Source organism: Marinomonas fungiae, assembly GCF_001418205.1.
GTDB classification, from domain to species: Bacteria; Pseudomonadota; Gammaproteobacteria; order Pseudomonadales; family Marinomonadaceae; genus Marinomonas; species Marinomonas fungiae.
The window spans coordinates 64,961-76,781 of the sequence record NZ_LIQF01000001.1 but is presented as its reverse complement, the minus strand read 5'-3'; the positions used below and the strand labels follow the sequence as shown (position 1 = coordinate 76,781).

The 11,821-nt window shown below is 46.5% G+C and carries 10 protein-coding genes; 5 read left to right on the top strand and 5 right to left on the bottom strand.

Annotated features, from left to right (window positions below; genetic code table 11):
• The first annotated feature begins 6 nt into the window (after nucleotides 1-6).
• Nucleotides 7-291: a pyrimidine/purine nucleoside phosphorylase gene (gene ppnP, locus ASC49_RS00350; RefSeq protein ID WP_055461226.1), complete on the top strand. Its 285-nt coding sequence runs from the start codon at nucleotides 7-9 to the stop codon at nucleotides 289-291.
• 76 nt (nucleotides 292-367) lie between these two features.
• On the opposite strand, the gene ASC49_RS00345 is transcribed toward ppnP, so the two are convergent.
• Nucleotides 368-2,005 (bottom strand): LysM peptidoglycan-binding domain-containing protein, encoded by a 1,638-nt coding sequence (locus ASC49_RS00345; protein WP_055461225.1) that lies wholly within the window; start codon nucleotides 2,003-2,005, stop codon nucleotides 368-370.
• Between the two features lie 59 nt (nucleotides 2,006-2,064).
• Nucleotides 2,065-2,844, bottom strand: a complete 780-nt coding sequence (gene gloB / locus ASC49_RS00340; protein ID WP_055461224.1) for a hydroxyacylglutathione hydrolase — start codon at nucleotides 2,842-2,844, stop codon at nucleotides 2,065-2,067.
• 82 nt (nucleotides 2,845-2,926) lie between these two features.
• On the opposite strand from gloB, the gene ASC49_RS00335 reads away from it, so the two are divergent.
• From ASC49_RS00335 to dnaQ, 3 genes are read left to right on the top strand one after another with little or no spacing between them, the layout of a single operon-like run.
• A complete protein-coding gene (locus ASC49_RS00335) occupies nucleotides 2,927-3,664 on the top strand; it encodes a methyltransferase domain-containing protein (RefSeq protein ID WP_055461223.1) in 738 nt (245 codons plus the stop codon).
• Nucleotides 3,665-3,668: 4 nt separating this feature from the next.
• A complete protein-coding gene (gene rnhA / locus ASC49_RS00330) occupies nucleotides 3,669-4,112 on the top strand; it encodes a ribonuclease HI (protein ID WP_055461222.1) in 444 nt (147 codons plus the stop codon).
• Nucleotides 4,109-4,843 (top strand): DNA polymerase III subunit epsilon, encoded by a 735-nt coding sequence (gene dnaQ, locus ASC49_RS00325; protein WP_055461221.1) that lies wholly within the window; start codon nucleotides 4,109-4,111, stop codon nucleotides 4,841-4,843. Before rnhA ends, dnaQ begins: the two co-directional genes overlap by 4 nt.
• Before the next feature lie 73 nt (nucleotides 4,844-4,916).
• Here the strand turns inward: dnaQ and nhaB are convergent, their stop codons facing one another.
• Nucleotides 4,917-6,422 carry a sodium/proton antiporter NhaB gene (gene nhaB, locus ASC49_RS00320; protein ID WP_055461220.1) on the bottom strand — a complete coding sequence of 502 codons (1,506 nt, stop codon included), beginning with the start codon at nucleotides 6,420-6,422 and terminating at the stop codon, nucleotides 4,917-4,919.
• A 183-nt stretch (nucleotides 6,423-6,605) separates the two neighbouring features.
• On the opposite strand from nhaB, the gene sohB reads away from it, so the two are divergent.
• Nucleotides 6,606-7,631 carry a protease SohB gene (sohB, locus tag ASC49_RS00315; protein WP_055461219.1) on the top strand — a complete coding sequence of 342 codons (1,026 nt, stop codon included), beginning with the start codon at nucleotides 6,606-6,608 and terminating at the stop codon, nucleotides 7,629-7,631.
• A 56-nt stretch (nucleotides 7,632-7,687) separates the two neighbouring features.
• Here sohB and ASC49_RS00310 read toward each other — a convergent pair whose 3' ends face one another.
• On the bottom strand, nucleotides 7,688-8,419 hold the full coding sequence (locus ASC49_RS00310) for a hypothetical protein (RefSeq protein ID WP_055461218.1): 732 nt from the start codon (nucleotides 8,417-8,419) through the stop codon (nucleotides 7,688-7,690).
• On the bottom strand, nucleotides 8,416-11,817 hold the full coding sequence (gene mfd, locus ASC49_RS00305) for a transcription-repair coupling factor (RefSeq protein WP_055461217.1): 3,402 nt from the start codon (nucleotides 11,815-11,817) through the stop codon (nucleotides 8,416-8,418). Before mfd ends, ASC49_RS00310 begins: the two co-directional genes overlap by 4 nt.
• Nucleotides 11,818-11,821 lie beyond the last annotated feature (4 nt).

Genomic DNA, 11,821 nt, shown 5'->3' with positions numbered 1-11,821 from the left:
GTGTTTATGTCTCTACAAGTGAATAGCTATTTTGATGATGCTGTGAAGTCTATTGCGCTAGAAAACGCAGAAGGTACTTCTACCGTTGGTGTAATGAGCATTGGTGACTACGAATTCGGCACCTCTCAGCGCGAATACATGACCGTTGTATCTGGTTCTCTAACCATTCTTCTACCTGGTGAAACAGAATGGAAGACGTTTGCTAAAGGCGAAACCTTTATCGTTGAAGCAAACCAGAAATTCGGCGTAAAAGTAACAGAGACGACGGCTTACTTGTGCCGTTACGAATGATCGAAAGATAACTCGTAAGCAATAAAAAAAGAGGTCAAATTGACCTCTTTTTTTATTGCTGGTTGGGAGCGATGGATTAACCACCCACCACATTCACCAGTAGCGTTACCTTGTCACCCGGTTGGATGTATTTCTTACGGCCAACTTTTGGATTCCACTTGCGGATTTCGTTCACGCTAACGTTGAACTTGTCCGCAACCATCGCTAGCGAATCACCTGAACGAATGGTGTAGACCACTCGCTTTACCACGGAACGAGAAGTGCTCTTGCTGGTATCAGGTTTCATCCAAACCGACAGTTTCTTGCCCGGCAGTAGAGGATCACCAAGGCCCATATTGTTCCAGCGCGCTAGTGTTTTAGAGTCCGTGTTGTACTTTTGTGCAATGCTCCATAAGCTGTCACCGCTTTCAACTGTGTAATTGATTTTGATGCGGTTGGTGCTTGGTGAGCGAGATTGCTTCTTTAATAAGCGCTGATGCGAACTCAGGGTATAATTGGCTGCGTTTTGACCAGCGACAGGGATCATTAGTTGCTGCCCAACACGAATAAAGCTAGTTGAGATCTTGTTGATGTCCTGTAGCACTGCCACGGTAGTGTTGTGGTCGCGGGCTACGCCGCCTAAGTTATCGCCTGCTTGAACTGTGTAGCGAATCCAAGTGACTCGCTCTTTCGCTGGCAGTTGAGCCAGCTTGGTACGGAACTCTGCCGCAGAGTCGACCGGTACTAACAACTTGTGAGGCCCGTCAGGAGCCGTTGCCCATTGATTATAAGCAGGGTTTAGTAGGTAGATCTCATCAATGCTGACGTCGGCCATTTCAGCAGCCTGAGCTAGGTCGATTTGCCCGCCAATGTTCACTTCTTCGAAGTATGGTTGATTGGCAATGAAATAGGTTTCGTAGTCGTATTTAGCAGGATCTTTCATGATCTTTGCTAAGGCCAGTAGTTTCGGTACGTAAGCGCGGGTTTCTGCGGGTAAATCTAAGTTCCAAAAGTCGGTTGGCTTTCCGGCATTTTTATTGCGGCGTATTGCACGCATTACCGTTCCTTCACCTGAGTTATAGGCGGCCAAAGCGTGTAACCAGTCACCATCAAACATATTATTGAGACGCTTTAGATAGGTGATTGCCGCTTTAGTCGACAGCTTAATATCGCGACGACCGTCTAACCACCAATTCTGCTCAAGTCCATACATTTGCCCTGTTGATGGAATGAACTGCCATGGGCCTGAGGCACGACCATGGCTATAACCAAACGGGTCAAAGCCACTTTCAACAATCGGTAATAAAGCGATCTCAAGTGGCATGTTTTCCTTTTCTAACTCTTCAACAATGTAGTGAAGGTAGCGCTCGCCACGTTTCGATACTCGATCAAGATAGGTTTGGTGGGTGCTAAACCAGCGCAACTGAGATTTCAAGCGTGGTTGGTCTATATTCAGGTCAAGCTGGTAGCCTGCTCGAATCCGATCCCATAAATCTTCTGGTGGCAGATTTGCATCGGCCTTTTCTGTGTTTTTCTTAGCCACTAATTTGGCGTCATCTGAGCGAACAGGTTTGACCGTATCTATGAAGTCAAGGTCGTTTACATCGGCTTCGGGTGCTCCGATGGCTTCGTTCTCAGCGTCGATTTCAGCAATATCAGCTGGCTGCTGTGTCAAAGACTGACAGCCCGTCAAGATACTGCTCGCAAGTAGGGCGATGAGTAAGTTTTTAGTCATTCTGGTCACATATTTAATTTTCTTTGCCAGCATTCTAAGGATTCGGTTTTAGAGGTCAACTAAAAGCCATCCTTTGCACGGCGGATCTGCGCAAATCCATTGATTAAATCTTGCGCGGGTTGTTCGTTTAGAAGGGCGGCCGCACCTGCGACTACTTCTTGCCAATCAAAACGCATGAAAGGGTTGGTTTGGGTTTCCAATGCGATACTGGAGGGTAGCGTTGGGCGTTTTTGATCACGAAGTTCTTGTGCTTCGTTATTTGCATGAATTAACGCTTGGTTGTTGCCGTCGATGGCTAACGCGAAGCGGTAATTAGCAAGCGTGTATTCGTGGGTGCCATAGACCTGCGTATTTTGCGGAAGTTCACGCAGTCGAGCCATGGCGTTTAGCATTTGTGCTGGGGTACCTTCAAACAGTCGGCCGCAGCCACCACGAAATAGGGTATCGCCACACAGCAAAATCGGATCTTGCTGGGCTGGCTCAGCAAAGTAGCAGAGGTGGTCCAAGGTGTGTCCAGGTGTCTCAAGCACCATAAACTCGGTTTGTTGAACGGTTAAGCAATCGCCTTGTCTTAAAGGATGGGTGACTAATGCAGGGCTTAACGATTCAGGTCCATATACGGGGCAACTAAACTGTGCTTTCAACTCTGCAACGCCGCCAATGTGATCTTTGTGGTGGTGAGTGATCAGAATGCCTGCTAGGGTCACTTCATGGTTGCGGCAGTGATCTAACACTACTTGGGCATCACCGGGGTCTACTGCCCAGATGGTTTTTTGCGCATCGTCTTTAGTGATCCAGATGTAGTTGTCATTAAATGCCGGTAACGGAAAAAATGTCATATGCCCAACGTTATGTTTAAATATTGATAAATAGATTGGCAGCTGTTTAGATCGCCAGTCAGATTATGAAAGAGAGCATTGTATGTTGGATAACCAATCAAGACAATTATTCCAAGATTGGTACGACACCGAATTGGGTCAACGTTTGTTGAATGAAGAGCATGATCATGTTGAGCGAGAGCTTGATAATATGGTGGGCTACTATTTGGTGCAGCAATCTCCGCTAAGAGAAATAGCGTTTCATCATCATCGTATTCGCGAAACCATTGCTTTGTCACCGGTGTTGGAATTAGGCGCTAGTCACGCCACTGTGGTGGCTTCCATGAGTGAGTTGCCATTGGAATCTGACGGTATAGATGCCATTGTTTTGCACCACACCTTGGATTTATCGGAAGATCCTCACCGCGATCTGCATGAGGTTGCTCGTACTTTGTTACCCAGTGGGAAGCTGATTATTATCGGCTTTAATCCATTTAGCTTTTGGGGGATTCGACGTTCATTCTCAAAACGCGTTCGAGCTCCTTGGGCGGCACGCTTTATTTCCCATCGACGTTTAGAGGATTGGCTAAAGGTAGCGGGATTAACCCTCGAAAATATTGAGTTTATTGATTACGATATGCCGTTTAAATCCAGTAAATGGCGTCAGCGTACAGATTGGCTAGGCCGGGGTGTTAAAGCGCTAAAACTGCCATTAGGTGGTGTCTATATTATGACCGTCACTAAGCAGACTCGGCGTTATATACCGATTAAGCCGCGCTGGAAAGCGACAAAAGTTCGTGTGCCGCCATTAACCAAACCGACCATCAAAGAGATTAAGTAGTTTAATGAAAGAAGTGACGCTCTATACCGACGGTGCTTGTAAAGGCAATCCTGGCATTGGCGGTTGGGGAGCTTGGTTAACCTTTGGTCCTCATGAAAAGCGATTATGTGGTGGTGAGCACGATACCACCAACAACCGTATGGAATTGATGGGTGCGATTGAAGGTTTAAAAGCGCTAAAAGAACCTTGCAAAGTGGCGTTATACACCGACTCTTCTTATGTGCAAAAAGGCATTACCGAATGGTTAGCCGGTTGGAAGCGTAAAGGGTGGAAGACAGCATCGAAGCAGCCTGTTAAGAACCAAGACCTTTGGCAGCAACTTGATGAAATGTGTCAAAAACATCAGGTAGAGTGGCATTGGGTAAAAGGCCATGCCGGAATTGAAGGTAATGAAATCGCTGATGAGTTGGCCAACCAAGGCATTGATGAATTGAGAGCGCGTGCATGAGACAAGTAGTTCTAGATACAGAAACAACGGGCATCGACCCGAAACAAGGCCATCGGATTATTGAGATCGGTTGTGTGGAAATGGTTGGGCGAAAACTAACTAACCGACATTTTCACGTATACATCAATCCCGAGCGAGAAGTGGAAGAAGAAGCCTTCAAAGTCCACGGTATCAGCAATGAGTTTCTGGCGGACAAACCAAAGTTTGCGGCGGTAGCGCAGGAGTTTTTGGAGTTTATCAAAGGTGCTGAGCTGATCATCCATAACGCTCCCTTCGACGTGGGCTTTATTGATCATGAATTCTCGCTGTTGGGGCAGTTCCCCAAAGTGGCAGATATTTGTACTGTGTTTGATAGCTTAGTGTATGCGCGACGCAAACATCCGGGGCAAAAGAATAGTCTAGACGCTCTGTGTAAGCGCTACGGTATTGATAACTCACACCGTGAATTACACGGCGCCTTGCTTGACTCCGAGATTCTAGCGGATGTTTATCTGCTGATGACAGGTGGTCAGATCACTATGGGCGGTTTTGGTGGTGATGGCGATGAGAGTGAAGAAGACCGTTTGGCAGTGCGCCGGATTTCGTCAGATCGTCCACGTTTGAAAGTGTTAAGAGCAAATCAGGCAGAGCTTGACAGTCATAATGAACGCTTGGATTTGATTGATAAAAAATCGGGCTTGTCACTGTGGCGAAAACTGGACAATCCGGAGCTGGCGGAAGCCACGGAATAATTTTTTACCAAAAGCACACAATAAAAAACGCCAAGCAGTACTGCTTGGCGTTTTTTATTATTTGTATAAGAGGTTACATCGCTAGGTAGCTGACGGAAATAGCACCCACCACTGATAAAACGATAGTGTATGGCAGCGCCATCCAAACCATTTTTCCGTAAGATAAACGTAACAGCGGTGCAATGGCTGAAGTCAGCAAGAACAAAAAGGCTGCTTGACCATTAGGGGTCGCAACACTAGGTAGGTTGGTGCCAGTATTAACGGCAATGGCTAACAGATCAAAATGTTCTCGGCTAATGATGCCAGCATCTAAGGCGGCTTTGATTTCAGTAATGTACACCGTCGCCACAAAGACGTTATCACTAATGGCCGATAGCAAGCCATTGGCAATAAAGAACATAATTGGCTGCATATCCTCTGGTAACTGCAATACCGCGTCGATAAACGGTTGGAACAAATGTTGTGTGTGGATGACTGAGACCACACTAAAGAATACCACCAGTAATGCAGTAAAAGGCAAAGCCTCTTCAAATGCGTGACCAATGCGATGTTCTTCGGTAATGCCGTTCATTGATGTTAATAGGACAATGACCATCAAGCCAACTAAGCCTACTTCCGCCACATGGAAAGCCAGAGAAAACACTAGGATAATGGCTACAATCCCTTGTACGACCAATTGAGCCTTAAACTTGCTGTTGCTTTTCTCTGCTTCTTCGTCGGCAAAGCTTTTGAGAATATTGCGTACGTTTTCAGGGAGCTTGGCACCATAGTCAAACCATTTGGTTTTCTCTAGAACGACTACGGTCAGCAGCCCCATTACCAGAACGGGCATAGAAACAGGTGCAATGCGTACAAAGAACTCCACAAAGTCCCAGCCCGCTACGTGTGCAATCAATAAGTTTTGCGGTTCGCCAACGAGGGTGCAAACGCCGCCCAATGCTGTGCCGACGGCGCCGTGCATAAGTAGACTACGCAGGAAAGCGCGGAACTGTGCTAGATCCTCTTGGTTAACCGGTAAGATTGAATCGTCACCACTGTGATCGTGTGCGCTGTTGCTTGACTGACCAGAGGCGACCTTGTGGTACACCGAGTAGAACCCCACGCTGACACTAATAAGTACCGCAGTCACTGTTAGGGCGTCTAGAAACGCTGAGAGTAGGGCTGCAGCAAAGCTAAATACCAGCGAAATGGCGACTTTTGAGCGGATGCGAATGAGCAGCTTATTAAAGATGAACAGCAACATGTCTTTCATAAAGTAGATGCCCGCCACCATAAACATCAGTAGTAGGATGACTTCAATGTTGCCTTCCACTTCGTGGTAAACACCTTCACTGGTTGTTAAGCCGAGCAGTACCGCTTCAATGGCGAGCAGGCCACCTGGCTGTAATGGGTAGCATTTAAGCGCCATGGCAAGGGTGAAGATAAATTCAATAATCAACAACCAGCCAGTGACAAATGGCCCCATGGACATTAAAACAATCGGATTGAGGATGAGAAACGCGATTATGGTTTGCTTATACCAGAGTGGGGAGGACCCTAAAAAATTACTGCCGAAAGCTTGTGATAATGAGGCTTTCATTCAAATGCGCTCCTTTATGATTGCCGCTGGTACATATTAAAAAGGAAATACTAAGCAAACGAATGCAAAAGAGCGACATAAAAAGTCAACGAACGGACAATTACAGGTTGTTATATACATAACTGGCTCTATTATCATTGGCCACAGGTATGTTCATCACTTTAGAACCGTTAGGAGAGTGCATTGGAATTTATAGCGGATTACGCAGGTTTTTTAATACGCCTTTTGAGTATTGCACTGATTATACTGTTGATCCTTTCTGTGATCGCCAGTGGCAAAAGTAAGCAACGTAAAGGCGGTCACTTATCGATTACCAAATTGAACGATGGCTATCAGTCCATGAAAAATGAGCTGAGCAAGCAGTTGTTCGATAAGAAGATTCTGAAAAAACAGCACAAAGAAGAGAAAAAACATAAGAAAGCGTTACAGAAAAATGCCCAAGAGGGAGAAACCAAGAAGCGCATCTATGTATTAGATTTTGATGGTGACATCAAAGCGTCTGCGGTGCAGTCGCTGCGTGAGGAAATTACGGCAGTGTTAAGTGTGGCAACCCGCGATGATGAAGTGGTTGTTCGCTTAGAAAGCCCTGGTGGTATGGTGCACGGTTATGGCTTAGCTGCTTCGCAATTACAGCGTATTCGCGATCGTGGTATTCCACTGACAGTGACGGTTGATAAAGTGGCGGCGAGCGGTGGTTATATGATGGCCTGCGTGGCAGATAAGATTGTCGCGGCGCCGTTTGCTATTCTGGGCTCTATCGGTGTAGTGGCACAGATTCCGAATATCCATCGATTGTTAGAGCGTAACACCATTGATGTGGAGCTGCACACGGCTGGAAAATACAAGCGTACCTTGACCATGCTGGGTGAAAACACCGAAGAAGGGCGAGAAAAGTTTAAGCAAGATCTAGAAGACACTCATGATCTGTTTAAGCGTTTTGTGTCTCAAAATCGACCAATATTGGACATTGAAGCTATTGCTACGGGTGAGACTTGGTATGGCTCAGAAGCAATTGAGAATAAATTGGCCGATGTGATGATGACCAGTGATACCTACCTTGAGCAGTATTACCATGATTTCGATGTGCTGCAAGTGGCTTTCCGTGAACCAAAAGCGTTAACAGAGCGTCTTGGCTTGGGTGTATTGTCGGCAATAGAGCATAAGGCTACTGGTTGGTTATCTAAGGTGCTGCATCACCGAGGTTACTAAGTTTTCCCCTCCAAAAAAAATCCCGCTGGCATAAGCGGGATTTTTTTGCTCAAAACTCAACGTCGAGTGGCTAAATCAATGGCTTGCTCTAAGTCTAGCGGCTCAAAGTAAATCAGGGTGCCGATAATTGGGTGGTCTACATAATTAAGTTTTTGGCTCGCAGTTTTGTTGTGAAAGTGCAATGACAAAACCTGAGTAGGGCCATCCCAAGTGCCTTGCTGCAAGGGATAAGTCTCCTGGTAAGCCTGCGGCACATTATCTGAAGCGTATATTTGCGTTGGCTGCGTTGGCTGCGTTTGCTCGATTTGTTGTGGTGCTTGTGCTGGCTGACCAAACAAATAGTGCTGATATCTCAGGTTGCTTTCTAAATAGCGATTTAATGTGAAGGTTACTTGACCAGTGAATGTCGCGTAACCATTCTCCTGCTCACTACTCTGGAAGCTCTCTGAGATTGATGCCCCTGTATCTGGGAATATCAGCGTCCACGAGTTATTACTCAGCACATGTGTACGGCTATTGAGTGTGCGTTGAAATTTAGCAAATGGGTTCGGTATGCCGTTGGGCGCGGCAGAATTTGAGCTTGAACCAAAGCGGTTAAGGCCTTCTAAAGAGAAAAGATCCTGATATTCAACGTTTTCAGAGCTGGCATTTTTAGGCCATTCAAACGTCATTACATAGGCTTGGTAGGCACGTGCTTTATTTAGATCAATGTTATCCAGATTAATGCTGGCGGCTTGCACGTAGGCGCTAGTCAAAAGTCCTAGGATAAAAAGTGGAAATGTTTTCAATGTAACTGTTCCAATGTTTTTAGTGTGTGTGTGAAACGCTCATCTGCATTTGGCATATTAGCAATAAAACGGAGCGTATCCGAGCCCGACAGTTTGAATTGCTCAGGTTTGGTTTGAATTAAGCTGATCAACTTCATTGGATCAATCGGGGTGTTGCTCTTGAAGTGGATCTTGCCTTCATGCTGGTTGGCTTCAATTTTATTGATGCCAAGAGCTTCAGCCTTAAATTTCAATCCTGTCTGACGGAATAGATTTTTGGTCGCGTCCGGCAGTAAGCCGAAACGGTCAATCATTTCTACCTGCAGTTCTTTCAGTTGATCCTCGTCTTTGGCACTGGCGATACGTTTATAGAGCATCAAGCGCATATGAACGTCTCCCAGATAGTCTTCTGGAATCAGTGCAGGAATACGTAAATTGATTTCGGTTTGCTGCGGTGAGCTGATATCTACGTCTGGCGATTCACCATTTTTCAAAGATTTTACCGCTCGGTTGAGCATGTCCATAAACAAAGAGAAGCCAACGTGTTCAATATGCCCGCTCTGTCCTTCGCCCAGTAACTCACCTGTGCCTCGAATCTCGAGGTCATGGGTGGCAAGAGTGAAACCTGCACCAAGAGTGTCCGCCATACTGATGGCTTCAAGGCGCTTTTCTGCATCAGGTGTCACTTTGCGATCATTCGGGGTTAACAAGTACGCGTAGGCTTGGTGGTGTGAGCGACCAACACGGCCGCGTAATTGGTGTAGCTGGGCCAGACCAAACTTATCAGCTCGTTCAATGATAATGGTGTTGGCGTTAGGTACATCGATACCGGTTTCGATGATGGTTGAACATACCAGAACGTTGGCGCGCTTGTGATAGAAGTCTGCCATCACTTGCTCAAGCTCGCGTTCGCGCATTTGTCCATGGCCAACGATAATGCGTGCTTCTGGGATCAAGTCTTTCAAGTCTTCTGCCGCTTTCTCGATCGATTTTACTTCGTTATGAAGGTAGTACACCTGGCCGCCACGATAGAGTTCACGCAAAATCGCTTCGCGAATTTGATGCGTATCTTTCTGTTTTACAAATGTTTTTACAGACAAGCGTTTCGCAGGTGGTGTGGCGATAATTGACAAATCACGAATGCCGCTAAGCGACATGTTTAAGGTTCGTGGAATCGGTGTTGCCGTCAGGGTTAAAATGTCTACTTCGGCTCGTAAGGCTTTGAATTGATCTTTTTGTTTTACGCCAAAGCGGTGCTCTTCATCGATAATAACCAGTCCAAGGTTGGCAAAATCGATGTCCCCTTGAATCAGCTTGTGGGTGCCAACGATAATGTCAGCTTTACCTTCCTTAATACGCTCAATCGCTGCGTTGGTTTGTTTTCCAGAGCGGAAGCGAGATAGTAACTCGACTTGAACAGGCCAGTCGGCAAAGCGGTCACAAAAGTTATCGTAATGTTGTTGTGCAAGCAGGGTGGTTGGTACTAACACTGCGACCTGTTTGCCATCTTGTACGGCTAAAAAGGCGGCACGCATGGCCACTTCGGTTTTACCAAACCCCACATCACCACAGACAAGACGATCCATGGCTTTTTTTGACGACATATCGCGAATTACCGCATCAATGGCGAGCTGTTGGTCAGGCGTTTCTTCAAATGGAAAGCCAGCGGCAAATTGTTTGTATGACTCATCGGGCGAGGCAAAAGCATGGCCAATTTTAGATTCACGTTTCGCGTAGATTTCCAATAGCTCAGCGGCCGTGTCTCGGGCTTTTTCTGCGGCTTTTTGCTTCGCTGTACTCCACTTGTCAGTTCCGAGTTTATGTAGTGGGGCGTGTTCTTCGTCTGCGCCGGTGTAACGTGAGATCAACTGCAATGAAGACACAGGCACGTAAAGCTTGGCTTCGTTGGCATAACCAAGGGTAAGCAGCTCGGTTTCTTGTCCATCAATGGAGAGATTGGTTAGGCCCAAATAGCGTCCAACCCCGTGATCGATATGAACTACAGGAGCGCCCAAGCGCAACTCAGTCAGGTTGCGGATGATAGCGTCTTCATCAATGTTTGACGCTTTACGACGGCGCGATTGAGTGACGCGCTCGCCCAGTAAATCACTCTCTGAAATGACGATGTGCTTGGGCAGTTTGAACCCGTGAGATAAAAGGCCTTCGGTAATGAAAATGCCGCTACTTTGTTGTTCAAACTCTTGCCAGTTGTGGCATTGTTTTGGTTTGATTTTAGCGTCTTGCAGTAATTCGAGAAGTGCTTCGCGTCGCCCGGCAGACTCCGCAACCAACAAGGTTGCTTGACCGTTGCTGGCCAAGAAATCTGAGAGCTTGGTAAAACTGGCTCGACCTTGATTTTCGGCTGTCAGCTCAGGAAGAGCTGCTTCGGGGGCGCTATCGGTATGAAAGACAACCCCCGAGAATTCATTTAATTTGGAAAAGAATTCGCCTTCTAACAGGCATAGTTCGCTTGGCTTCAGAATCGGTCTCTGAATATCGTAGGCCAGAGATTCGTGACGTGTTTTGTAATCAAGTAGTGTGGCGCCAACGTATTCATTGATCTGCTCATTTCGCAAGATCAAAGTATCCGCAGTTAAATAATCAAATAGGGTGCCAGTTTGCTCAAAGAATAGTGGTAGGTAGTATTCAATACCACCAGGAATAATGCCTTCTGAGACATCTTGGTAAATGGGGCTACTTAATGGATCGATATCAAAGCGTTCACGAAAGCGTTTGCGAAATCCGGTGATGCCTTGTTGGGTTGTGGCGATTTCACGTGCTGGCAGAATCTTGATTTCATTGACTTTTTCGATGGTTCGCTGAGTGTCTACATCAAACCAGCGAATCGACTCGATTTCATCGTCAAACCATTCCACTCGTACAGGGTTGATGACCCCCATCGGGTAAATGTCCATGATGGCGCCGCGTACCGCGAATTCGCCATGAGTGGTAACGGTTTCAACATTTAAATAGCCGCCGTTGCTTAGGCGATCGATTAACTGCTTTTGCGCTAAACGTTGTCCCAGTTTGAGTTCAAAGCGTTGGGCATCAATGTGCTCTTCAGGGCAGATGCGCGTCAGAGCAGAGGAGATTGTGGTTAGGATTACGCCTGAGCTTAGGTCACGAATTTGTGCCAAGGTGTTCAGGCGGTCTGAGATGATGTCTTGATGCGGTGAAAAGCTGTCGTAGGGTAGCGTTTCCCAATCTGAAAAGCGTAATACGGAGGTGTTATCACCAAGGAAAAAGCGAATATTATCCTCGATTTCGTTTAGCTCTGTGGCGCTGGCGGCAATGTAAAGCAGCGGTTTGTTTTGTGTCAGTGCTAAATCGACGATGTGCTTCGCTTTGTGGCTAAGATTGTGGCTATCGAGAAAGTTCTTGAAACCCGCAGCAAAGTTTAGTGAGTGTTGTGTGGTCATTGGT

Coding starts and splice junctions, on each gene's coding strand:
- gloB (WP_055461224.1), bottom strand. CDS start 2,844: ATGACATTTTTTCCGTTACCGGCATTTAATGACAACTACATCTGGATC.
- dnaQ (WP_055461221.1), top strand. CDS start 4,109: ATGAGACAAGTAGTTCTAGATACAGAAACAACGGGCATCGACCCGAAA.
- ASC49_RS00335 (WP_055461223.1), top strand. CDS start 2,927: ATGTTGGATAACCAATCAAGACAATTATTCCAAGATTGGTACGACACC.
- ASC49_RS00345 (WP_055461225.1), bottom strand. CDS start 2,005: ATGACTAAAAACTTACTCATCGCCCTACTTGCGAGCAGTATCTTGACG.
- nhaB (WP_055461220.1), bottom strand. CDS start 6,422: ATGAAAGCCTCATTATCACAAGCTTTCGGCAGTAATTTTTTAGGGTCC.
- ppnP (WP_055461226.1), top strand. CDS start 7: ATGTCTCTACAAGTGAATAGCTATTTTGATGATGCTGTGAAGTCTATT.
- rnhA (WP_055461222.1), top strand. CDS start 3,669: ATGAAAGAAGTGACGCTCTATACCGACGGTGCTTGTAAAGGCAATCCT.
- mfd (WP_055461217.1), bottom strand. CDS start 11,817: ATGACCACACAACACTCACTAAACTTTGCTGCGGGTTTCAAGAACTTT.